General features: G+C 34.6%; 27 protein-coding genes and 3 pseudogenes. 19 read left to right on the forward strand and 11 right to left on the reverse strand.

The genetic code is table 11. The features are described from left to right. Nucleotides 1-57: 57 nt before the first annotated feature. The 5 genes and pseudogenes from H346_RS0104685 to H346_RS0104705 all read right to left on the reverse strand — a co-directional run bounded on the left by H346_RS0104685 (nt 58) and on the right by H346_RS0104705 (nt 2,175). Nucleotides 58-414: a hypothetical protein gene (locus H346_RS0104685; RefSeq protein WP_027970071.1), complete on the reverse strand. Its 357-nt coding sequence runs from the start codon at nt 412-414 to the stop codon at nt 58-60. Continuing rightward, nucleotides 414-775, reverse strand: a pseudogene (locus H346_RS09705) (plasmid mobilization protein). The gene H346_RS0104685 and the pseudogene H346_RS09705 overlap by 1 nt, the downstream one beginning before the upstream one ends. Nucleotides 776-818: 43 nt before the next feature. Further along, on the reverse strand, nt 819-1,058 hold the full coding sequence (locus H346_RS09710; protein ID WP_051188354.1) for a DUF5962 family protein: 240 nt from the start codon (nt 1,056-1,058) through the stop codon (nt 819-821). Nucleotides 1,059-1,072: 14 nt separating this feature from the next. Next, nucleotides 1,073-1,882 (reverse strand): DnaD domain protein, encoded by an 810-nt coding sequence (locus tag H346_RS10820; protein ID WP_027970072.1) that lies wholly within the window; start codon nt 1,880-1,882, stop codon nt 1,073-1,075. An 8-nt stretch (nt 1,883-1,890) separates the two neighbouring features. Beyond that, nucleotides 1,891-2,175, reverse strand: a complete 285-nt coding sequence (locus tag H346_RS0104705) for a DNA-binding protein (RefSeq protein ID WP_027970073.1) — start codon at nt 2,173-2,175, stop codon at nt 1,891-1,893. 147 nt (nt 2,176-2,322) lie between these two features. On the opposite strand from H346_RS0104705, the gene H346_RS0104710 reads away from it, so the two are divergent. The 3 genes from H346_RS0104710 to H346_RS09725 all read left to right on the forward strand — a co-directional run bounded on the left by H346_RS0104710 (nt 2,323) and on the right by H346_RS09725 (nt 5,383). Beyond that, on the forward strand, nt 2,323-2,841 hold the full coding sequence (locus tag H346_RS0104710; protein WP_027970074.1) for a helix-turn-helix domain-containing protein: 519 nt from the start codon (nt 2,323-2,325) through the stop codon (nt 2,839-2,841). Nucleotides 2,842-2,896: 55 nt separating this feature from the next. Then, nucleotides 2,897-4,051 carry a tyrosine-type recombinase/integrase gene (locus H346_RS0104715; RefSeq protein WP_027970075.1) on the forward strand — a complete coding sequence of 385 codons (1,155 nt, stop codon included), beginning with the start codon at nt 2,897-2,899 and terminating at the stop codon, nt 4,049-4,051. A gap of 570 nt (nt 4,052-4,621) precedes the next feature. Beyond that, entirely contained in the window at nt 4,622-5,383 is a 762-nt protein-coding gene (locus tag H346_RS09725) for a hypothetical protein (protein ID WP_051188355.1), read from the forward strand. Between the two features lie 139 nt (nt 5,384-5,522). On the opposite strand, the gene H346_RS0104725 is transcribed toward H346_RS09725, so the two are convergent. The 4 genes from H346_RS0104725 to H346_RS0104740 form a co-directional block, all read right to left on the reverse strand. Then, the gene (locus tag H346_RS0104725) at nt 5,523-6,323 is read right to left on the reverse strand and encodes an SMODS domain-containing nucleotidyltransferase (protein WP_037562627.1); all 801 of its coding nucleotides are present in this window, start codon (nt 6,321-6,323) and stop codon (nt 5,523-5,525) included. Beyond that, nucleotides 6,320-6,886: an SLATT domain-containing protein gene (locus H346_RS09730; RefSeq protein ID WP_051188356.1), complete on the reverse strand. Its 567-nt coding sequence runs from the start codon at nt 6,884-6,886 to the stop codon at nt 6,320-6,322. Before H346_RS09730 ends, H346_RS0104725 begins: the two co-directional genes overlap by 4 nt. A 104-nt stretch (nt 6,887-6,990) precedes the next feature. Further along, entirely contained in the window at nt 6,991-8,703 is a 1,713-nt protein-coding gene (locus tag H346_RS0104735) for an AlwI family type II restriction endonuclease (protein WP_027970077.1), read from the reverse strand. A gap of 2 nt (nt 8,704-8,705) precedes the next feature. After that, entirely contained in the window at nt 8,706-9,569 is an 864-nt protein-coding gene (locus H346_RS0104740; RefSeq protein ID WP_027970078.1) for a DNA adenine methylase, read from the reverse strand. A 182-nt stretch (nt 9,570-9,751) separates the two neighbouring features. Between H346_RS0104740 and H346_RS0104745 the strand changes: the two genes are divergently transcribed. Then, a complete protein-coding gene (locus H346_RS0104745; RefSeq protein ID WP_027970079.1) occupies nt 9,752-10,105 on the forward strand; it encodes a hypothetical protein in 354 nt (117 codons plus the stop codon). A gap of 19 nt (nt 10,106-10,124) precedes the next feature. On the opposite strand, the gene H346_RS0104750 is transcribed toward H346_RS0104745, so the two are convergent. Further along, nucleotides 10,125-10,976, reverse strand: coding sequence for an ImmA/IrrE family metallo-endopeptidase (locus H346_RS0104750; RefSeq protein WP_027970080.1), 852 nt, complete (start codon nt 10,974-10,976; stop codon nt 10,125-10,127). A gap of 6 nt (nt 10,977-10,982) precedes the next feature. Then, nucleotides 10,983-11,345 carry a helix-turn-helix domain-containing protein gene (locus tag H346_RS0104755; protein ID WP_027970081.1) on the reverse strand — a complete coding sequence of 121 codons (363 nt, stop codon included), beginning with the start codon at nt 11,343-11,345 and terminating at the stop codon, nt 10,983-10,985. A gap of 701 nt (nt 11,346-12,046) precedes the next feature. Here H346_RS0104755 and H346_RS0104760 point away from each other — a divergent pair. The 15 genes and pseudogenes from H346_RS0104760 to H346_RS0104830 all read left to right on the forward strand — a co-directional run bounded on the left by H346_RS0104760 (nt 12,047) and on the right by H346_RS0104830 (nt 21,497). After that, a complete protein-coding gene (locus H346_RS0104760; protein ID WP_027970082.1) occupies nt 12,047-12,811 on the forward strand; it encodes a spr1630 family ClpXP-sensitive toxin in 765 nt (254 codons plus the stop codon). 28 nt (nt 12,812-12,839) lie between these two features. Beyond that, nucleotides 12,840-14,009: a spr1629 family repressor/antitoxin gene (locus H346_RS0104765; RefSeq protein WP_027970083.1), complete on the forward strand. Its 1,170-nt coding sequence runs from the start codon at nt 12,840-12,842 to the stop codon at nt 14,007-14,009. A 15-nt stretch (nt 14,010-14,024) separates the two neighbouring features. Continuing rightward, nucleotides 14,025-14,138 (forward strand): annotated as a pseudogene (locus H346_RS10935) (type II toxin-antitoxin system RelB/DinJ family antitoxin); the annotation flags it as partial. A 108-nt stretch (nt 14,139-14,246) separates the two neighbouring features. Continuing rightward, on the forward strand, nt 14,247-14,483 hold the full coding sequence (locus tag H346_RS0104775) for a hypothetical protein (protein WP_027970084.1): 237 nt from the start codon (nt 14,247-14,249) through the stop codon (nt 14,481-14,483). Continuing rightward, a pseudogene (locus H346_RS10990) lies at nt 14,480-14,705 on the forward strand (TetR family transcriptional regulator). Before H346_RS0104775 ends, H346_RS10990 begins: the two are co-directional and overlap by 4 nt. 112 nt (nt 14,706-14,817) lie before the next feature. Beyond that, nucleotides 14,818-15,132 carry a hypothetical protein gene (locus H346_RS0104785; protein WP_000406626.1) on the forward strand — a complete coding sequence of 105 codons (315 nt, stop codon included), beginning with the start codon at nt 14,818-14,820 and terminating at the stop codon, nt 15,130-15,132. Between the two features lie 22 nt (nt 15,133-15,154). Then, entirely contained in the window at nt 15,155-15,565 is a 411-nt protein-coding gene (locus H346_RS0104790; protein ID WP_027970085.1) for a DUF961 family protein, read from the forward strand. A 6-nt stretch (nt 15,566-15,571) separates the two neighbouring features. After that, complete coding sequence (locus H346_RS0104795; protein WP_027970086.1) at nt 15,572-17,230, forward strand: FtsK/SpoIIIE domain-containing protein; 1,659 nt, start codon at nt 15,572-15,574, stop codon at nt 17,228-17,230. Nucleotides 17,231-17,441: 211 nt separating this feature from the next. Then, nucleotides 17,442-18,674, forward strand: coding sequence for a replication initiation factor domain-containing protein (locus tag H346_RS0104800; RefSeq protein WP_027970087.1), 1,233 nt, complete (start codon nt 17,442-17,444; stop codon nt 18,672-18,674). Further along, nucleotides 18,652-19,038, forward strand: a complete 387-nt coding sequence (locus tag H346_RS0104805; RefSeq protein ID WP_037562633.1) for a hypothetical protein — start codon at nt 18,652-18,654, stop codon at nt 19,036-19,038. Before H346_RS0104800 ends, H346_RS0104805 begins: the two co-directional genes overlap by 23 nt. A 7-nt stretch (nt 19,039-19,045) precedes the next feature. Beyond that, the gene (locus tag H346_RS0104810) at nt 19,046-19,282 is read left to right on the forward strand and encodes a hypothetical protein (protein ID WP_000456039.1); all 237 of its coding nucleotides are present in this window, start codon (nt 19,046-19,048) and stop codon (nt 19,280-19,282) included. Beyond that, a complete protein-coding gene (locus H346_RS0104815; protein ID WP_027970089.1) occupies nt 19,279-19,833 on the forward strand; it encodes a hypothetical protein in 555 nt (184 codons plus the stop codon). Before H346_RS0104810 ends, H346_RS0104815 begins: the two co-directional genes overlap by 4 nt. 9 nt (nt 19,834-19,842) lie before the next feature. After that, complete coding sequence (locus tag H346_RS0104820) at nt 19,843-20,835, forward strand: conjugal transfer protein (RefSeq protein ID WP_027970090.1); 993 nt, start codon at nt 19,843-19,845, stop codon at nt 20,833-20,835. A gap of 16 nt (nt 20,836-20,851) precedes the next feature. Then, the gene (locus H346_RS0104825; protein ID WP_000099227.1) at nt 20,852-21,079 is read left to right on the forward strand and encodes a hypothetical protein; all 228 of its coding nucleotides are present in this window, start codon (nt 20,852-20,854) and stop codon (nt 21,077-21,079) included. 1 nt (nt 21,080) lies between these two features. Next, nucleotides 21,081-21,497 carry a conjugal transfer protein gene (locus H346_RS0104830; RefSeq protein ID WP_014619934.1) on the forward strand — a complete coding sequence of 139 codons (417 nt, stop codon included), beginning with the start codon at nt 21,081-21,083 and terminating at the stop codon, nt 21,495-21,497. The last annotated feature ends 6 nt before the right edge of the window (nt 21,498-21,503 follow it).

Consider the following 21,503-nt stretch of genomic DNA (forward strand, 5'->3'; position numbering starts at 1 on the left):
ATCAGCGTTTTTGTTGTCATATTTTGAAATGATGTCATCAAAATGACTGGAGAACTATCACTTCTTAGCTATTCGTTGCTTGTCTTCCTTCAGTTGTTTCTCTACCAGTTCTACAAACTCCTCCATCAACTGACCTAATTCCATCAAATCTTGTTGGGAAATTTTTCCAAACTGGGTCGCACTCCTGGCGATACTATTAATTGTTCGACCAACCGATAATAACCTATCCGTCAAAGTCTGATACTCTAGAAAACTTACTATCCAAACTTCAAAATCAGGTTTTAATAACTGCTTTCTAGCAAAACGAGAAAAGTTTGAAAAGCCATCTTGCTTCATTCGCTCTAACAGTTTTTGATTTTCTTCTTCAGACAAAAAGACTTGTTTAATAACATTCCTAATTCTCTTTTTAACCATTAAGCTCCCTTAGATAATAATTTTCGTTTCTTTTTCTTGTAGTAACGTGTTAATGCTTTTCATAATTTGAAACTAGCCTTCTGCTATAGTCCATAGCTTTGTAGGCTTGACTATCTTGAGACTGCTCTGCAATTTTAGATAACTGCCTTAAATTATTTTCGATACGTCTTATAGAATAAATCAATTCTTCAAACTGAGAGTCATCAAATTGAATAAAGAGTGATGTTTCCTTAAAGAGCATCCGACGAGCATAATTTGAGAATGTCCCTAATCCTGTATTATCCACTAACTGATTAAGTACTTCATTCTGCGACTCTGTCACATAAAACTTCTTTAAAATAGTCCTGACACGTTCAGTCATGACGAACCATCCTTAAATAGCTGTCTGCCTGCTTCGTATCAAATCATTTTAACTCTTCTACTAATTCTAAATAATCAGTCATTAATGCTTCTGATAAGTTCGGAAAATCATTCTCTGAAGTCTGACAAATAATTTCAAGCTGATTTGTGTTTTCTCTAACCGAAAAACTATAGTCCTCCGTCTCACTTTCATAGTCCTTCTTGAGAGTCTGGTAGTGGTCGTACTCCTCTTGTGACTTAAACCCAGCCACTAACATATTTTCTAATTGATAATATACTGTCATTTCCAGTTATCCTCCTAATCTTTCCATAAATCCATAGCTGCTAAGAAATCTTCTGATACTTCCACATTTGACATTTCTAATGGGTGGTAGTCTCTTTCAGACGCTATCACTTGGTCAGCAGTTATAAGCCCTCTAGCTTCCCAATTCGTTAATATCCCTTTGACGTAACTCATGTTTTGTTTCTTTGGTTCAAGCTCAGATGTTTTCTGAATAGCTAACTGTAATAAAGAATGATTAACCATTAATCCTTCTAGTAATGTTTTCTCCTGTTGGGTCAATTCTCGATGCCATAGCGTTTCCATTAACCAGATGTCATCCGTCAGTCGTGATGAGATAAGAGCATTATCTAATCCTATCTTATCTTTACCTATCCTATCTTTACTTATCTTATCTTTAATTATATTGCGGTTCCCATCTGGATCCAGACTGATTCCAACTTGGATCCGAGTATTTTGAAGATAATTGACCAAGCGTGGACCTAGATTTAAGCTCTCTAACAATTGATTATCCTTCAGATAATCTATAAAAAGTTGTCGATGACTACTTGGGGTGTATCTGTCTGCCTTGATGGTATTCTGCTCAAAGAAATCCTTGATAAAGTAAACCATCTCATTGTTTAACAAGAGTAAATACTGCTTAAGAGTTAATAAATTCAGACTGTCTTCATTAGCATTGATCATTCGCATAATCGGAAAGGCTTCAACAATACCATCGTCGTCTGCATTGGCTACCAAGTGACAATAAAGCGCCTGCGCTTCAAGTGGTAAGCGTAAAAATCGTTGTGTCTGCACCACTGTCTTACTTAACATTCGTCTATTAGCCATTCATTACCTCATCTTTCATATTGCTTCAACCAACGTGTGACCGCTCGTTTATCGTAAAGAGTCACGCCATCAATGACCATTGTCGGCATCCCCTCACGTGTCCATTTTTGAATGGTGGTCGTTGAAACATCTAACCAGCGTGATAAAGCAGACATCCGAACCATTGGCTTATAAAGTTCCTTATCCTCCAAAGCCCGTTCGATAGCACTACTAACCATCTCATCATAATAAGCTCTCAACTGTCTTTCCAATGATTTTGGCAGTTGTACAACTAATGTCGTTTCATCAGTCATAAGATTACCTCATTTCTATTTCTCAATTAAATAAACTCCGAAATTTATTTATTATTCATTTTGAACTATATATTCTTTTAGAATTTATGTCAACTATTTTTATTCAAAAAGAATTAAATATGTTATAATACTCTCAAGGAGGTATTTATGACTAATCATATTGCAAAACTGATAGAGGAGAGTGGCAAAAAACTAACTGAGATTAGTTCTGCTACAAATATTGCTTATCCTACCTTATCGGGATACAATCAAGGTATTCGTCAACCGAAAAAAGGAAATGCTCAAAAATTAGCCGACTATTTCGGCGTATCCGTTGCTTACATCTTAGGACTTGACGATAATAGACAAGCACCATCGACTATGGATATTATCGCAGACAGTTTTAAGGTTTCCGAGATTAGTTCTGTAACACCTTTTAAAAGCGATATGGAAAAGCTGAAGAAAGGAATCGAACTAGGAGAGATTCATCTGTCTATGCCCTTAAACGAAGGCTTCTCAGACGATTTTAGGCGCATTTTAGCTCGCTATTTGGTCAATCACGAAGAAGAATTCATGAAAACCTTCACTAAACACATGAATAGTTTAAAACGGGAATCTGAAATCTGGCAAACCTGGATTCAGACCGAAGAATATCAAATCAGACAAGAAGATCGACACCAAAAATAAGACAACAGTTTTCTCAATTACATAAGCTCCGAAAACTTAGAAACGGAGAACTGTTATGTCTATACATAAATACGAAACAAAAAAAGGATTTTTTTATTACGTTAGCTTTTATATCGGTTTAGATGAATACGGAAAAAAGAAGCGACATCTAAAACGAGGCTTTAAAACTAAAAAAGAAGCTAGGCTATATGAAGCTAGGCTAGAAACCGGTCAACTTTCAGAAGTTCTAAAAGTAGCCAAGCAAAATACCAATATCAGCTATCAGGAACTATATCAAGAATGGTTTCAAGCTTATCAAAACACTGTCGAAGCTACCACCGCTGCAAAGACTAAGGATATATACCGTATTCATATCCTTCCAATTTTTGGTCATAAGCCAATTAGTCGTATCAGTCCATTGGAATGTCAAAATTTTATTACAGAAAAATCAAAGACCTTCAAAAATATGAAGCATATCAAGTCTTACACATCTAAAATATTTGATTTTGCCATCAACATGAACTATATCGACAAAAATCCAATGGCTAATGTTATCATGCCAAAAATAAAAAAAGAGAAATCAGAAAATTTCTGGTCTCTTGAAGAATTGCATCGCTTTTTGAAAATCGTAAAAGAGATTGAGCCCTATAAGCATTTTGCCTTATTTCGCTTACTAGCTTATAGCGGTTTACGGAAGGGAGAACTTTACGCTCTCAGATGGGGAGACTTAGATTTTGATAATAATCTACTGACCATCAATAAAAGTATCGGTAGAATTGATGGTCATGCTATTGAAAAAGGAACAAAAAATAGTTTTTCCGTTCGCTCAATTTATTTAGATAGCGACACCATTGACATCTTAAAGCATTGGCAAGAACTTTATAGGCAGGAACAAAATCAGTTAGCAATTTCAAAAATTGACCTTTCTAATGAGTATATGTTTACCTACTTGACAAACTCGGACCAGATTGAACCCTTACATGCGGACTATCTCAATAATATCCTCAAACGGATTATCAGAAAATACAAGTTAAAACCTATCAGTCCACACGGATTTAGACATACCCACGCTACCCTTATGACAGAAATCGGAATCAATCCAACCAACACTTCTAAACGTTTAGGGCATGCAAGTAGTCAAATGACACTTGATATTTACACCCATACAACAAAAACTGGAGAGCAAAACTCCATCCAAAAATTTGCGGACTATCTCAATCAAGCAAAATAATATCTCTTGATTGAGATTTTTTCTAGAATAAAGTCTCTAAAGGGTTATCACAAGTTCGAAAACATCAAAAAAGCACCTTGCGAAATCTTCGCAAAGTGCTCTGAAACGTTGATATAACTGACTATTAACGTTTTGAAAATTGTGAAGCCTTGCGGGCTTTTTTGAGTCCTGGTTGGTGGCACCTACATTCCTTTAAATAATAAAAGCTTTTATTACTGCACTTTTATCACTACGTACTTTTCACTTTATGTTATATAATTTCAAATAATTTCATTTAAATAAGGTGAATTTTTCAACACTTCCAAGAAAATAGAATACTGAGCTAGAGGTTATCTTACTAGACAAGGTGCCTTTTTTATTTTGATTAAATAAAAAAGTCTTCAAATCAATGTTTGAAGACTTTGAACTATACCAGCGACCGATATTTTAACATTTTAGTTAGAATCACTTTGTTTATTTTAAAGCATTTGAACAACTTAGACTGCTAAAAAATTTGGTTTATTTTTCTTTGATGAGATGATAATGTATAATATAATAATGTATAATATAAAAATCAGGAGATGAACCTTGATGGATAATCGTTTAAAATCGGAAATTTTGCCTGCAACTATCTTATTAAATAATTTTGTAACTAACGAACAAGACTCCAATTACGAAATATTTTTACTAGAATACCTCAATAAATCCTCTTTTTTTCAATGTAAATCAGATTATCATAAATTTGTAAGACCAAACAGTGAGAGTAATGCTGAATGCGATGCAATATCTCCAAAATATCAGATTGACTTCAAACTATTAGCAACAAAAACATACCTTAGAGGATTAAGATTGACCAGCCCTAGTGTTTCTGTGCCAATAAAAGGTGTGACAGCATATGGCGCTCCTAGCAAGCCTAAAGAAACATTTCGTGTTGGTGAAATCCATAAAATTTTTCGTTGTTTGCCGCTAGATAAAATGATAGATATTCGGAAAAGGGCGAGTCAGATTACACCTTATAGTGATGAGGACGACATCCTAAATGTCTTAAAAACAATTGAAACTAAGAAAAATTTACTAATCTTTTTCCCATATTCATTCTCTATTGATGAAGAAGTTGGATTACCTGAAATAGCGGAAATCATCAGTAATTCATTACACAATGACTTCCATATATTATCACAGTATAGAAAAAACACTTCTCCTGATTTAGATACATTCCTAGTCACTGTATATAATGACAAATTCCTACTTTTTTCTTTTGAAATAGCTTCATTTAGTCTTCTGGAAATGTTCGATTTTAAAGAATCACCAACTTTTGTTAAACTACATAATTATTCTAGTCCTTTTAAATAATCAGCCCCCTTCTCTTGGACGAACCCAAGGGAAGTTTTTTGAGTTTTTTAACAGCAAAAAATGACAGTGAATAATTTTTCTACTGTCATTTATATATTTTCCGAAAAAGACTTGTTTTTTAGGAAAAATATTTAAATGGTCATCCTACCATATATTTGAGCACTTTTTCTAAGCAGTCAATACTTTTCTTCGTTTCCACTTCATCCTGACTACCGGGAGCCCGTAAGGAAATAATGTCCCATAAAAAAGCATTCTCATTAAAGTAGTCGAGTAAAATTTGCTCATAACTACCCGGTGCACTAGAACTCTCCCCTTCAGAAACGAATTTCCAATTTTTCATTGCATGAAAAACAAAACTATCAATAACGATTCCTGAAAGTTTATAGCTTTTAAAATGATTATCCCTAATGTATCTCATATGCTGACAGGTAGCAATTAGAAGTCCATTCGAGGAAATATTTTTTTCGCTCATTGTTTCTTGTTCTGCCTTAGGATTTGTTGATAACCAATTACCTCCCGAATTAGTATTAGGATAAATATATGTACCATCTAACTTCTGGAATGCAGGTAAAATTTCAAATAGTATACCATCTGAAAATCTTATTTTAACAATTTGTCCATCCGCCCTTATATCACTATTTGGATACGTTTGTATTAGTGCTGTTCGGATAGCCTGTAATAGTCTAGACTGCCCATTGCCAGATAAGTTGTTATAGTTATCAAATAAATTTTTAGGGAGATTTACTAATATATCAATATCACTAGTACTAATTGCAGTACCACGACCATAAGAACCCACATAAAAACTATTTTTTGTGTCACTACTTAAGTTCCAAAATTCACTATTTATTACCTTCGTAATCCTCTTATATCTTTTGGAAATTGCCTGTCTTTGTTCAAGCGTAATCACTCCATCATACCTTTTCACTCTATTTGTCATAATGCATTTCTCCTTAAAGAATCTGGTAGATTTATATCAATTTCATCATCACTAAATTCATTATCTTTGCTGACATTCAAGGCATTTGCTGCAAGCTTAACAGCTTTATTTGTAGTGTTTGGTGCTGTTTTGTAGACATCAGCTAACTTATCAACCAATTGATGATATAATTCTACGATTTCTATTTCTGATTTATTTCTTAGCTTAATTTCAACTAAAAGCAACTGAAATTTATTTCTGATAATCAGTAACTCAGTAGCTGAATTTTTATGGTTAGTTATTGACTTTTGAATTTCAAAAGATTGAAAAAACATACTTATTGATGTACTAATAAAAGAAATAATCGTTGCTACAATTTTTATCAGAAATTGTTCTGTAAAAATTAAGGAAATTAGGCCTGCTGAAGTTAAAGCACTACAAGTAATTCTCAAAATCTCTAAATTTTTATAGCGTCTTGTTAGTATATCTGCCTGTTTCTCTTGAATTTTATGGGACCAAACAATGCTCATAAATGTGTGCCTTACGTTATTTTCTAAAACTGAATAATTTTCTTTATTAGACATTATCTCTCCTATATTCATTCTAACTCAATAAGCCCTTTCTTGAAATACATAGAAAACAGAATGAAAAATTTCATCTAAAGGTGCAAAACTCTATGTCTAACAAGCTATTCAACAACTGTAAAAACCTTTTTGATAACTGACTTATACCAGTCATCTTCAGTCTTATCCTCTATCAACATCTGTTTTGATACTTGTATTGAGTGCTCATGTATTGAAAATAAATCTTTTGGATTTATATCCTTATTGGTTGCTTGTTTAAAGAACTCAATAAACGTCGTGGTATTCATTGGGATAATATCCACAGTACCATTATAAATCTTAGATTTCTGATGTGATAGAGTATAAAAATAATTTATTACAGACTCATTCAGCACGTCTGCAATAAATAACCCAAATGTTGGTTTTTTTACTTGCATTTCTCCAATATGTCTACTTACAGGTTCTCCTTCCATTTCAAATTGCTTTTGACCTGTAGAAAGAGTAACCTCAATGCCTATATTAAATTCTCCGTAGTCTCCAACTATATCACTTTGACCTCCTCCAGCTGTAGACACAGGCATTCCTGAATCATCAACAACGAAATTACCTCTTACATCGCCATGGTTAATCATAGTCATTGCACGCCAGATGTTCCACTCAAAGAAAGTAGGTCGCATACTTGCAGGTTCAATTTCTCTATTACTAATAGCTTCAAATGTTTGTAGTATATCATCAATGTCTGCTTGATAACGTTTTTTTAGTTTAAGTGACTCACTTTCTACCTTTTCTTGCTTTTTCAAGTTCCGTTGTTGGTTTAGTCTATGTTTAAGAACATAAATATCCTCATCATTATTACCAAAACTACCAATGCTTCTCAATGTATTTATTAAATTGTCTTTATCATCGTTTAACAGTAGGGGTTTATATGGATTAGAAATATATAAATCAAAGTCTTCCCGCTTCATATCAATGGAAACAATTTCTCTATCTATATTTTCCAAAATGTATTTAATCTCAGAGCTTCGCTCTGAACTTAGCGTAAGTGTCCTACCCTTGCTAAATACTACAACACCAGTTGCTCTCAAGATACGAAAAATTGAATCAGTATAATCTCCCCAATTACTTAATTTCTTTTTCATATAAGCTTCAGCAGTTTTTGTTACAGTTTCTCTTGTTTTAAAATCCTCTGCTTGTATAATATCAGCATACAACTCTTTAAAGACACTCAACTGTGTTTCATAATCAAATACTCTTAATGATTTCTTTTGCTGTTTAATTACTTCTCTTTGCTCTCGATATTTTTTTATCTTTTCAATTACTTTTTCAAAATTACGATAATCCGTTAAAGTCATTCCAAAAATCATCAATTCCTTATACGATAAATATCCTAATTCATCTATGAGTCTGATGATTTCTAAAAACGGCTTAATTCTAAATTTTCCTGCATTAGATTCACTCTCCTTATGAAGTGGTGAAGGGAGTTGAAATTTTAAAATTTGGTGAAGTAAGACATCCTCAAATAAATCCTCATCTTTTAATAGCTTTCCTGCTTCTGTTACTTGAAATTTTTTATTTCGCTGTGTAATAAAAAAACCTAATGCTTGCGGCATCCTAGTTAATTTATCCCTTCCAGCTAGTGCTTTATCTTTTGCGGTTCCAGCTTCTTCCCCTGCTACCTTTGCTTCTGAAAGAACCATATAAAACTTTTCTTGAAAAGAAGTATCATAAGGTAAATTTTCTAGGTTATTTTTTTCAATTACTTTAATATACTCACTAATTAGCTTAGGAGTTCTTGGGCTAGTGAACCCTAATAAAAATCTTTCTCCAAATCTTGCCATGATTACCTCTTAATATCATAATTTGTTATTATCAAATGATTAGCTTCTGATTTAAAACGATTTCTTATATTTACCATATAGCTTTTAGGGTATTTTCCCCTTATAAAACCTGAGTACAATTCAGATATTAATGGTGTTTCCCCTATAATCATTAAGCTAGGACTAGATAGATTTTTAAAATCTTCCGCAAGTTTAACATGCTCAGTTTCACCAAAATCACCCGTAAATGTTTCATTTCCATATTCTGTGAAAATAGTATCATAGGGAGGGTCTAAGAATATAAAGTCATTATGAGAAGCTAAATTAAAAGCTTTTTCGTAAGAACCTTTGAAAATTGTAGCTTGACTCAATAACTTGTGATGCTCTTTCGTTAATAAGCTTGTATTAAAGTTAGCATAACGGCCATAGGGAACATTAAACTCACCTAGTGAATTATATCTTATCATACCTGAGTAGGCCGTCTTATTTATAAAAAAATAGAGAGTTGCTTTTTCATACTCTGATAAAATTTTACCATTGAACATATCTCTCATTTTATAATATAGCTCATCATTAGGGTCATCTACTCTTTCATTTGGAGAGAGAGACTTTCTATAATTAAATATTCTTCTATTATCCTCATATTGTGATTGAAGTTCAAAAAGTTCTTGCTTAATTTTTTCAAATTTTTGGCTCCCCACTTCTGAATAAAAATTTATTAATAGTTCATTAACATCACTAATAAAAGCCTTTTTAGGTTCTAAATGAAAATACGTTGCTCCTCCACCAAAAAAAGGCTCATAATAAGTATCGAATTCAGGAATGAAATCTACAAACGATGGTATTTCTTTTGATTTTCCACCTCTGTATTTAAGTATCGGTTTCAAAAATATTACTCCTAAGTTAATGTTTAATATAATTATACTATTATCATTAGTATTCAGCAACAACTTAGGAAAATAACCACAATTTTATTTTTCAGAAAAACTTATCTTTTCTTATAGCTTAGATTTTTGAATTATTTCTGTAATATTTTTCTAGTATAATATCATAAAAGGAGGTTTGGAAAATGAAAAAATTACTTAGTCTATTACTTTTAGGAATTGCTACTATATTTCTAATATCTTGTTCCAAGCAAAATACTCTTGACGGAGAATATTATAACCAATATGATTATCTAGTACTTGAAATTAAAGGAAATCAAGGAACATATCATGAAAATCACAATTATCCGATAACTAATGTAGATTCTCAAAATAAAACATTTACTTTTTCAGCTTCTGGAAGAGAATATGTTGCAACCTATGATATTAAAAAAGATGGGACTTTAACATTTGATACAGGAAACTTCCTAACAGGAGGAAATAAACAAACAGTTTATAAAAAAGATAGTGAAGCCTATAAGAAAAATATAAAAAAATGACTTAGAGATTTTCTCTAGGTCATTTTATTGTTGTTAGAAGGAGTTTTGCATGTCGTTTAGCTGCTACTTCTGTCAGTTGTTTAGGATTCCAAGCATAGTTAATGGACTGTCCTTTGTCATACAAACCCCAAACCTTAAATTTTGGATAACATTGTTTTATCAAAGAGGTGAATTGAGTATCTGCTAACTCTGGTAAGTCAATATCTGAAATGAAGTTTGATTGATTTATTAAATGGTTGAACTTATCTAATGCGCTAGGTTCAAATTCATTGTAATCAGAGATGATATAGTCTTTCACTTGGTCAAAGTAGCCGACAATGTGTTTGTTTTTTCTAGTTAGGTAATCCTCTACAATCTGTTTTGCAGATAGTCTATTGATGTCTAATTCAAAATTTAAGAAGTCTGTCAAACGAGTTTTAAGAGCTTGACCAGAAACTTGTAGTGCTACTTCTACCTCTTGAAAAGCCATTTGCTGGTAAAAAATCTTAGTTAGAAGCACAATATCAGGCATTAAGAGAAAAGCTGAGTAAAAATTAGCCTCTCTTTCTTGTAGAGAATCATCATGAAAATCAGTGAATACTCGCCCACTGTGATGTAATAAGATGTGCCCTAATTCATGACATTTTGTAAAATTTTGACGAGTAATAGAATCACTATCTTGATAGGAAATCGTTAAAACATCATCATTGATATTAAAACCTGCTATATCTATCCGGATATGGTGAGGAATAACAAGTATATTTTTCTTGTCAACTTCATAATTGAAGTAATCCTGAAAAGTATAATAAAGAGGATGTACTTTATTTAATTTCATGAATGGATAAAGTGTTTGTTTGACACGATTCCAAACATTAAAGTAAATTCTTTGCACGAAACATCAGTCTTTCTTTTCTTTATTCATAGCCTTAATGGCTTTTTCTCTCTCTAACAGAAACTCCCTCAAATCTTCCTCTAAGATTTTCTTTTCTTCATCAGATAAATTTTTAGAAGTTTTCCGATACAAAACTTCAAATGTTGATAAATCAATCTCATCTGAATTTTTGTAGTCAGATTTACCTAAAAGATAATCCGTAGAGACATTATAAAATTCTGCAATTTTAGGATATTTATCTGGAGTTGGTTTTTTTTCGCCTTTTTCCCAATTTGAATAAGTGGGTTGTGATACTCCAAACTGTCGCGAAACATCATTTTGCGTTAGTTTAGCTTCTAAACGCAGAGCTTTTAAGCGTTCGGGAAACATTTTGTACCTCTTTAAAAATTTTTAATTTTTTTACAAAAAACTCTTGACAAATATAGCTAAAGGATATATTATATAAATATAGCTGTTAGCTATATAATAATTTTGCTAGATTTCCCTAAAAAGTGAAATTAACTTCAATAAAGAATAGACAAGGCAATTTAGCAAAATAGTTGAATTTGTCCTTTGAAAATTGAATAAAAAAGTGCGTCAGACAACCTCACCCAAGCTTAGCTGACCAACACACAATATTGTTTAGCAACTATTATTGTAACGGTTTTATCGCAAAAAGTCAAGGAGGTTGGAGTAGATGAACACAAAAATCCTTTGGAGTTATCTCACGCACTCGGCTTTTTGCCCCTCTTGACCGGATAACAAAAGGGAACTGCTGGCGCTGGTGGCGTCGGAAATGCTGACAGGTAAGATACGTTCTGCTGGGGGTTAGCATAGGCGGTTAATTGTCGCTATAGTGAAGTGAGATGACTACAATAACAGAGATTAGTCAAGTACAGCTATAGGGCGGTGATAACAACAATGAGTGTGCGACGATATGAGCACGCCCTAAACAGGACTTCCTGTTTAGAAGAGTAGAAAATTGAAATTCAAAGTCACATCAATCAATAAACTTTAATTTTTTCATCTGTATTTGTAATTTTCTTTTGAAATATGGTATAATAAAGAAAATTACATTGAGAGGTGATAAAATGACACAAGAAGATATTTTATCTGAAGAACAGTGTCAACTACTTGTTGATGCTCTCCTTAAAGGAAACGAAGAATTTTGCGAAGAAATGAAAGCAAAAGAAAAAACAGAGCCGATTTACTCTGCTGCTAAAAATGGACGAGGAAATAAAATTGATAGTCGTCTTATCAAAACTTTTGTGAATCAAACAATCAGCTTCATACAAGATTACAGTATAAAAAAAGCTGGATATAATTGGGACTACGGTGAGTATATTTGTGAAACACCTTTTGGTCGATTCTTATTTGTCATTAAATCTGACAAGGCATTAAAAAAAGCCTTTCCTAAGTCCAATAGTGATGAAAATCTTTCTGAGGATGAGGATAAAAAATATTTTGAAAATTATTTGGGAATTAACCAAAAAATAATTCGTCAAAGCAAAGAGCCTGTTGAAGGTTTATTTGAGATTCCGATTCCTCTTTTTGAAGAAGATAGAAATTCTGAAATCTTGTTAATCCCAGATGAAGTTGCTCATGAGGATATCGATTTCTTTTTTGTTCTGACCTATAAAACATCTGGCGAAGAGATAACAAGTATTGAGCTGACATTCCCTAATCCCGTTTCAAATGACCTACGGTTAGCACAAGACTTATCAAGATACATTCAAACAAGTCAAATTAATAGTAACAATAGTCAAAACCTTATCAATACTACTTCTCCTCAAGAAAAAGATGAGGACATGGAAAACTTTGACGAAGGAGTGATTGAAACGAAGAAAAGTAAGTAAAAAATAAAACGTAAAGGGGGATTCACTCGTGTTTAACGGTGATATATTAAAACAATTACGCCTTTTATATGGCATGACAAGAAAGGAGCTGGCGGCTAAATTAGATATAACTGAGCAAGCAGTTTGGCAATTTGAAAAAAATGAAATCTCTCCTAAAACATCAGTTAGACTTAAAATGACCAATTTATTTGGAGTACGTTCAGACTATTTTTCACAAGTAAGTTCCAATTCAAATTTTGACATGACATCCGTAGCTTTCAGAAATGAGGCAGAAAGCACACGAAAAGCCACAGATATACAGGAAGCTTATCTAAATACGTTGGATTCTCTTACCGTATTTCTTGAAAGTATGGTGATGATTCCTAATCAAAAAATTATAGATTTAGTAAACATTCTTTCTCAAAAAGAACCAGACAAGAATAATCTAGAAGAATTGGCGCTGTTTACTAAAGAGTTTCTAGGTATCTCTGACGATAATAGTGACCTTCTCTATCAATTGGAAAAGTCTGGTATTTATATTTTTGAAAGAAAAATGGCTAACAATGAAGACGCCTATAGTATCTGGTCTAACACAAATAGACCATTTATTATTTTAGGAACTGGGAAGACTGCCGTGAGACGAAATTTTGATTTAGCTCACGAATTAGGACACCTTCTCCTACATCGAAATATTGATTTTAGCACCTTGTCTAGAGATGAGTTTTTAGAGAAGGAATCGGAAGCCAATAACTTTGCTTCTTACCTTTTACTTCCACGAGAAAACTTTATTCAAGACATGGCTAATCTTGTTGGAAAGCGGGTAAGCAATCCCGATAACTATATTGACTTAAAACGGAAGTATACTGTTTCCATACAAGCACTGGAATACCGTGCCTTTAAGTTGGGCTTAGTTAGCCCTTCACAACATGGATATTTTTACAGATTGATTAACAAAAATAATTATAAAACATTTGAAAAACTCGATGACGAAATCATTGTAAAAAGACCATCTAAAGTCAGAAGCATGTTAAACACGATTTTGTTAAATGTCTTGACGTTGGAGAGCCTATCTAGTGCTTTAAAGGTTGATAGCCGTTTCTTAGCTCATCTGTTATCGGTGCAGCCACAATTTTTTGATAAATATAAAAAAACGATTAGCGACGAAGATAAGTTTGATAACATTATCCGTCTGAATGATGTGTCTAGGGGGTCTATTTAAATGCCTAACAATAACAACTATAACCCGAAAATCTTAGACGCCTTGGCTGAAGCCAAACGGATTTCTCGAGATAAAACGGTTGTTTCTTATGGTAGCTTGACAGAGTTGAAGAAAGCTCTTGAAACTTAATAATAATGCTAGTATAGACAGTTCTTAATGGAGCTGTCTTTTTTATTTTCTACTCCTCTAAGCTGATAAAGCTACTTAACGTATTCTAAAAGAAAGTGAGGTAACACTATGACCTATTATGAACAAAGTTTTCGCCGTATTTATGAGAACTTTGTTTTTTCTTTGAAAATCTATCCGGATAAGCATTATCAAAAGGTTTTATGTTATCAAGTGCTAGAAAAAATGGATAAGTTGTTTCACGACTACCAAAAACTAGGCTGGCCAACAGTTCAATTAGTCCAATGGAAAAATCACTACAAATTTAAAGTTCAACATGATTACATTATGAAAGGAGGTACAACATGAATTATTTTGAACAACGATTCCAACAAATCTATGAAGTTTCTTTTCTCCCTTAAAATTTATCATGCCAATCCTACACATTGTGAAACGTGCTACCGAGACTGTCTGAATGAAATGGATAGTCTTTTTTTACGCCATGATACTCATGACCAGTTTGCTAAACAGCTTTTGAATTGTAAAAAGACTTTTCAATTTAAAGTTAAAAAAGCCTATTTTGGAATGTAAGGAGGACGGTATGACCAGAGTAAGAGCACCTGCCGATTAAAAAATGAGTTGATTTTTTGACCTAGACAAGTCATAAAACGGTCTAAACAAAATAGAAATTGAGGTAAATATAATGGAAATTACAAAAGTATTCGTTGACCAAAACCAAGTCTTAGGAAATGAGGTCTTTGTCTCAGGTATGGAAGAAGTCCGTGCCAATGATTATAATCCTGTCTCTTACCGTATCTTTGAAATTTCAAGTCGAAAAGAGCCTTCTGCCTTTCTCATTGTAGAAGGTTTTAAAATGTCAGATGTCCCTGAGGGGCGTCAAAAGGTCGTCTTCCCTCGTGGAATTGCTATTGAACGTCGTAACTTCCGTTTTGGAGGCAAACGCAAACATGAAAATGTTATTGTTGCGGAAGAAATGCGTACGGTAAAGTCTAAATAAGAAATAGAATAGGAGAAATACTATGACTGTAAAATTTGCTGCTGATGTAATTGAAACTTTTGATACTACAAAAACGCTTGGTACACTTAATTTTCTTGAAGCTCTTCCTAGTATGAAATGGGAAGATTACCTTGAAGAAGGAACAGGTGAAGAAAAGCGTCGTGAAACAGACGAAGTGGACTATGTAGATGTGAAGCTCTACTCTTCTGCTGTAAACGGGGATATTACCGTAACGGTTCCACCTGAAGCAAAAGTGGCTCAAATGACCGCTGAAAAGAACTACAATGATGAAGTAACACTCGTAGCTCCTACGGCTCGCTTCTGGTCAAATTCAGAAACGATTAACAATCGCCGTATTATCACAAGCGGGGTCAAACTACGGGCTAAAGACGTTGTATTAGTGGGGAAACCTGAACCTAAAAAAGAAGGATAATCGCTTATGAAGCTGTTCACCTATCGGGGAATTCGTGTTCGAAAGTTTCATGAGAAAATCAAACGGCTAACCTTTGCTCTCTTTCTTCTGCCCTTTCTCCTTGGAGGGAGCTTCTTAGCTTACCTGCACCAAGACCAACTTCAAAACCAATTTCAACGTAACCCGCTAACCTACGGGATTCTTTTTGGTGGAAGTTTATTAGGATTGTTGCTACTAGATGGCTTGGTACAAGTGATTTGCTATCGAAAATTTCTTTTCTTTAGCCGTCTAGATAGTTTACGGATTCTTTCCCACTTTTTGCTAGATAATAACTTGTATAAGGTTAAGAAAGTTAAATCAAATCATCACACAAGGGAGCGAATTCTATTACCCAAAGTGTATTTGAAGCGTGACCGTTTTAGTATTACCGTTTCACTCCACCTTCAAGGTAGCCGATTCCAAGACCGTTTTATCGCCCTTGAAAAGCCTCTTGAAATTATGTTTGACGGAGACTTTATGAATAAGCAATTTACCAAAGGCTACGTGTCCTACACCATTGCCATTGACCAATTTTCGGGTCGCTTATCTACCTTTGATGTTAAGATGACAGATAAGGGAATCCGCCTAATGAAAGATGTCTATTGGGATTTCAATAAACACCCACACTTGCTGATTGGTGGTGGAACGGGTGGCGGTAAAACGATTCTCTTGATGATTCTGATTTGGGTCTTGGCTCAAATTGGTTATGTGGAAATCCTTGACCCTAAACGCTCTGACTTTGTCGGATTGAAACAGATTCCTGTCTTTAAAGGGCGGGTTTATTGGGATAAAAAAGAAATGTTAGCTTGCTTAAAGCGGGCTGAGAAAGAAATGGATAAACGCTATGATTACATGACTAGTCACCCCGATTATCAAGCTGGGAAAAAGTATTATGCTTATGGGCTGAAACCTCGTTTTATCGTCATCGATGAGTTGGCAGCCTTAGCTGCTAAATTAGAGCGAGATTACCAATCATCTGGAGACTTTATCGAATACCTAACCGAATTGATTTTAAAAGGTCGCCAATCTGGGGTAATCATGATTGTGGCTATGCAACGTCCTGACGGAGAATATCTCAAAACCTCTTTACGTGACCAATTTATGAAACGGATTTCTGTTGGTCACTTAGAAGATATTGGTAATAAAATGATGTTTGGAGACGCTAACGCAAATAAAGTTTTCAAAAAGATTGATGAAATTGACGGAGAGGAGATTTTCGGTCGTGGTTATATTGCAAACGGTGGGGAGGTGGCTAGAGAATTTTATTCACCTACTGTTCCCTTTGAGGAAGGCTTTTCTTTCTTTGAGGAATATAAGAAACTACCCGTCTTAGATGACCCACTATTAGAAACAACAGAAACTACTCAAACGTCATCATCTGACTTGTCCGTTGAACAAGCAGAATCTTTCCTCCTTCCTCTGAATGACTTTGCCAAAGAATTTGATGTGCCCATTTCAACCTTACGAAACCTTGTGAAATACATAGAAGAACAGGACTATACATTCAGAAGAGAGGATAACCGTATTCTGCTAGATGAAGCAGATAGGGCTTTGTTGGAGGAAATTGTAACAGAGAAAGAACAGGCTGACTTGCCCTATAAGCAAGTTGTCCTTCAACACTTTGAAACACCTCCTGAGCCAGCGTAGGCACGAAGGTCAAGGTCAGGGCTACGCCCGTCCGACCTGCCCGACCGAGCTGACAAGCGGGCGTTTTGGGGTGTGCCCTAGGCACGCCCCAAAAGGGCTTAACCTCCCGATACTAATAGGGGGGTTAAAACTAACACAAGCCCTTAAAAGACTGTTAGATTCCCTATTCTTCCCGTCACTAGAACAAACACAAAAAGGAGGTGGAAAAAGAGTGATAAGCAATACCGATTTAAAGCGTATCAGGCTTGAGTTAGGATTTACTCAACGCAAAATGGCAACTATGATTGGTTATAGTTACTACAACTACCGAAACATTGAACAAGGTCAACGAAAGATGACCAAAGAGTTTGAAGAAGCGCTCTTTCACTTTCTGAATCGCAAATCAGAAACCAAGCTAGAAAGCACGGTGGATTGGTTAAAAATTCGCTTCAAAACACTTGATTTTAAAGCTGTCATCACACACGTTCTAAAATTAAAACCAGCTGACTTTTTTCATGAAGAAAAAAGTCTATACAGCTATTCAGATATGATAACCTATGGTTCAATTCGGGTACTTTACTCCCATTCTGAAAAGAAGGCAGAAGCTGGAACGCTGATTGACTTAACAGGAGGGGGTTGTCGTGAGCTTGAATTGTTATTAAAACAACAAGGTCGGAATTGGTTTTCTTTTCTTCACGATGTCTTTCTCTTTGCGGAACAAGAACGAAAAGATAGACCTTTGGAAGATTTTTTAGCCTTTCCACGCTTTGATATTGCCCTTGATGAATTATACAAAAAGTCAGGGAATCTTGACTTATTTGATATTAAAAATCGGATTTTTGACAATAAAATCATCATGCGCAAACTCCGCACCTTTACCTCTATTGAAGGCTTGAAAAAAGTTGAAAATCGCTTTGTCAATCAAGGTTTGACCTTAAACTTTGGCAGTCGTCAATCAAGCCTCATGATTCGCTTTTATCAAAAAGATTATGAACAGGCCCTCTTAAAAGATGTTTCTGTTGACTATATCCATGAAGCCTATAATTATAAAAACCGCTATGAGATTGAACTACATGATACTAAGGCGTTTGATATTTTGAAAGAATGGTATACGTTGGAAACTGACTTGACTAAAATAGGCGCTCGGATTTTAAATAACTATTTTGAAGTGAAAGATTGGAATGGCAACTATGATAGTGAATGGGATAACCTGCTTGGCACACAAGCAGGTTTTAAATTTGTCACACGTCCTCGTCAAATTAACTATGCAAGGACAAAACATTGGGTTACAAAACAAGTCTCTAGTGCTTTGAAATTGCTGAAAATCGTTGATATGGTTTATCAGACAGATGAGCTTTCAGAAATCATTTCTGAAGCCTATTTGAGTAACAATCATACGAAATTAGCAGAAGAAATTTGTGAACGAAATGGAGTTGATTTTAATGTCATTGTCGGACAGATATAAACCATTCAATGTTCTCGATAAATTCAATCGCCCTCTTCAAACAAAGACCTTCCCAGTCGGTTATGAAGAACTCTACCTATCGTTTTACGATTTTGAATTGGTCAAAGATTTGATTGATTATTGGGGGCTCTTATATTATCAACCTAAGAAAGATTCTGAATTGAAATATGCAGAACAATTTAGAAAGCAAGCCTTTAAAGATGAAAACCACCAACAAAATGCGATTAAAAAGGCGACTAGGCAAGAAGCTAGACAACCTTTTTTTGAAGAGTTAAAAACAAAACCACTAAAAAAGATGAGTCAAAACACTCGTTGGGTGGCAGAAATGCTCGTACAGACGGGCTATGCTCAATTGGTACTATAAAAATGAAATGGAATATAAAGTTGAATTGAATAGTCTGGACAATTTCAGGGCTTGGTCAGGTGCACGCAATACACTAGCAACTGTCCGTGAACGGGGAGATATGGACAGACTAACCTCACTTGGTGAAGATATTTTTTCAGGAAGTATCCCCACAGAAACAGAAATCAATGATTGGCTTTGGTTTGATTCTGATGACATCTATCGATTCCTTGGCTATCATGACTTGGTAGAAGATGACGTATGAAGCTTGTAAAGAAAATTTACGAGGGAATCTCCTGTTTCCCTGATAAAAACGAATTCTGGAATCTCTACATTGTCCTAATGAAGGAAAAAGAGTTTTTCTTAGACGCTTTTGCACGGAAAACCATTGACCTTGAATACCCCGCCCACTACCAACACGCTTATTTCACACTGGATGGTCAAGTGTTAGACTTCAATCAACACATGACGACACAACTTGTCACTCTTTTTAGACAGGTTATCCTAGAAAATCAAATAACATTTATGGAGGAACTGATAATGGCAACACAAAACACACTTGAAAAGAAAGTCAGAGCGGTCTCATTGGAGCTAGGAGAATTGATGAAAGCCCATGATAATAAAGAAGCTTGGAAAAAAGCAGGTGAATTGCACGGACTTCTCAAAAAAGAAGAGGTGAAACAACTCCCTGAAGCACTGGTTGAAAGTCTTCACGCTGAATTGCGAGGTTACTATTATGTCAATAGTGAACTTAATAAACTTCATAAACAACTTTATGCGAAAGGAAATAAATTGATTGAACTAGCCAATCAGTAAGGGGTACCTATGAATACAGTAAAACTTATCTATCATCAATTAAAAACTTATCTTGGAAACTTTACCAAACGTCCTAAAAAGAAAGGAAAACCAACATTAACCCTTGCCAACAAAAAAACAGTCAATCTTGCCGTTCTATCAGGATTGGCTTTTATTTTGCTTGTAGGGCTACTAGGAGGCATTCGTGCGATGACAATGTCTAGTAAAGTCACCAATCTTGAAAAACTGATAGCTGCTAAAAAAGCTACTTCTTCTCCCTCTTCTGCTTACCAAACAATAGATAATCGCCTGCAATATTATCTGAATGATTTTGTAGAGTGCTATTTCACGATTCCTGCAGATTCAGACGGTCAAACCAAACAAGCTAAGCAATTAACGAGCTTTTACGGTTCAGAGCCTGATATTCAAGCACAAGGTCAAGTCAAAAATCCTAGTCAATTGAGCTGGTCACGTTTGCTAATCGTTACAGATAATGTGGCAACGTATGAGGTGCATTACAAACAAACGGTAAAAAATGGGGATAAGACAGAAGAAAAAGAATTGATAACGGGTTTTAATATCCCTTATGCCAAAACAAAAACGGGTTACTATGTTACGGGCTTACCTTGGTTTTCTAGTTTATCGACCAATCAGGCAGATAAGAAAAGTACCGATACAGAAGTCAAGCTCAATCAGTCAGATAGGGTTTCAGAGAAAACAAAAAAGAAATTGGATAAGTTTCTCAACGTTTTCTTCACTAACTATACGACTGACCAAGATAATTTGGACTTAGTGGCTCACAATGTAACAGTTGTAAAAAATGCCACTTTTAAAACCTTAGATTTTAGTTACTACAAAGCAACCGATAAAGCAGTTATGGCTTATGTTCAAGTAACATTTGAAGTCGCAGGCTCGACACATGCTGAAAACTTCACCTTGACCTTATCAGAAAAAGGGAAGTCCTATTATGTGGAGAAAGTCAGCCATACAATCCCTGCTAATTACGCAGATACAAAAGAATAAAAGGAGAGTTTAATCAATGAGTTCATCTAATTTACAAACATGGTTACAAGGAGACGGTTTCTGGTTCATTACCTTTGGAGCGATTATCCTGATTATTTTAGCTTGGAGAAACAGCTCTTGGGGGCGACTATTTACCACGCTTGTTTTCTACGCAGTGATTGCCTCTTTAACAGGAGGCGGACGACAATTACTTCACGTTATCGGTTGGTTCCTCCGTCTCTTTGGAATTGAAACGGGGTTGTGACATGGAAGAAGAACGATTGTATGATTACGCTAGAGGGATAAACGCTCCCTACTGGATTCAAGAAGTTAAAACACAAAAAGGAAAACGTATTTGGTATTTTGCAACACCCATGCAACTTTCCTTTTTTGTGGTTTTTGCACTGGTCTTGATTTTAATGTTGACAGTGTTTAGCTCACTTCTTCTTCCGTTGAACAAATTAACGCATTCCATTTCATGTTATCTTTATTGGTATATCCCTTATAAACTCGCTAAATTTTATACAGAGTATGAACCACAAGGAAAGAAAATGCATGTTTTCTTATGGGATTATATCTGCTATCTTATGGATTTTCGCCTCAATCGTAAAGCGATTTATCATGAAGATAGAATGAAAATGGTGGATGAAGAAGAAATTGTTTTTGAAAAAACAGATTTATAAAGGAGG

Source organism: Streptococcus castoreus DSM 17536 (genome assembly GCF_000425025.1).
Taxonomy (GTDB): domain Bacteria; phylum Bacillota; class Bacilli; order Lactobacillales; family Streptococcaceae; genus Streptococcus; species Streptococcus castoreus.

What these genes read in the sequence shown, in the direction of transcription:
- H346_RS09710 (WP_051188354.1), bottom strand. Translation starts at nt 1,058, where the DNA reads ATGACAGTATATTATCAATTAGAAAATATGTTAGTGGCTGGGTTTAAG.
- H346_RS10820 (WP_027970072.1), bottom strand. Translation starts at nt 1,882, where the DNA reads ATGGCTAATAGACGAATGTTAAGTAAGACAGTGGTGCAGACACAACGA.
- H346_RS0104685 (WP_027970071.1), bottom strand. Translation starts at nt 414, where the DNA reads ATGGTTAAAAAGAGAATTAGGAATGTTATTAAACAAGTCTTTTTGTCT.
- H346_RS0104795 (WP_027970086.1), top strand. Translation starts at nt 15,572, where the DNA reads ATGAAGCTGTTCACCTATCGGGGAATTCGTGTTCGAAAGTTTCATGAG.
- H346_RS0104725 (WP_037562627.1), bottom strand. Translation starts at nt 6,323, where the DNA reads ATGACAAATAGAGTGAAAAGGTATGATGGAGTGATTACGCTTGAACAA.
- H346_RS0104830 (WP_014619934.1), top strand. Translation starts at nt 21,081, where the DNA reads ATGGAAGAAGAACGATTGTATGATTACGCTAGAGGGATAAACGCTCCC.
- H346_RS0104745 (WP_027970079.1), top strand. Translation starts at nt 9,752, where the DNA reads ATGAAAAAATTACTTAGTCTATTACTTTTAGGAATTGCTACTATATTT.
- H346_RS0104825 (WP_000099227.1), top strand. Translation starts at nt 20,852, where the DNA reads ATGAGTTCATCTAATTTACAAACATGGTTACAAGGAGACGGTTTCTGG.
- H346_RS0104715 (WP_027970075.1), top strand. Translation starts at nt 2,897, where the DNA reads ATGTCTATACATAAATACGAAACAAAAAAAGGATTTTTTTATTACGTT.
- H346_RS0104815 (WP_027970089.1), top strand. Translation starts at nt 19,279, where the DNA reads ATGAAGCTTGTAAAGAAAATTTACGAGGGAATCTCCTGTTTCCCTGAT.
- H346_RS0104755 (WP_027970081.1), bottom strand. Translation starts at nt 11,345, where the DNA reads ATGTTTCCCGAACGCTTAAAAGCTCTGCGTTTAGAAGCTAAACTAACG.
- H346_RS0104775 (WP_027970084.1), top strand. Translation starts at nt 14,247, where the DNA reads ATGACCTATTATGAACAAAGTTTTCGCCGTATTTATGAGAACTTTGTT.
- H346_RS0104785 (WP_000406626.1), top strand. Translation starts at nt 14,818, where the DNA reads ATGGAAATTACAAAAGTATTCGTTGACCAAAACCAAGTCTTAGGAAAT.
- H346_RS0104790 (WP_027970085.1), top strand. Translation starts at nt 15,155, where the DNA reads ATGACTGTAAAATTTGCTGCTGATGTAATTGAAACTTTTGATACTACA.
- H346_RS09730 (WP_051188356.1), bottom strand. Translation starts at nt 6,886, where the DNA reads ATGTCTAATAAAGAAAATTATTCAGTTTTAGAAAATAACGTAAGGCAC.
- H346_RS0104705 (WP_027970073.1), bottom strand. Translation starts at nt 2,175, where the DNA reads ATGACTGATGAAACGACATTAGTTGTACAACTGCCAAAATCATTGGAA.
- H346_RS0104810 (WP_000456039.1), top strand. Translation starts at nt 19,046, where the DNA reads ATGGAATATAAAGTTGAATTGAATAGTCTGGACAATTTCAGGGCTTGG.
- H346_RS0104735 (WP_027970077.1), bottom strand. Translation starts at nt 8,703, where the DNA reads ATGGCAAGATTTGGAGAAAGATTTTTATTAGGGTTCACTAGCCCAAGA.
- H346_RS0104760 (WP_027970082.1), top strand. Translation starts at nt 12,047, where the DNA reads ATGACACAAGAAGATATTTTATCTGAAGAACAGTGTCAACTACTTGTT.
- H346_RS0104710 (WP_027970074.1), top strand. Translation starts at nt 2,323, where the DNA reads ATGACTAATCATATTGCAAAACTGATAGAGGAGAGTGGCAAAAAACTA.
- H346_RS0104805 (WP_037562633.1), top strand. Translation starts at nt 18,652, where the DNA reads ATGTCATTGTCGGACAGATATAAACCATTCAATGTTCTCGATAAATTC.
- H346_RS0104820 (WP_027970090.1), top strand. Translation starts at nt 19,843, where the DNA reads ATGAATACAGTAAAACTTATCTATCATCAATTAAAAACTTATCTTGGA.
- H346_RS09725 (WP_051188355.1), top strand. Translation starts at nt 4,622, where the DNA reads ATGGATAATCGTTTAAAATCGGAAATTTTGCCTGCAACTATCTTATTA.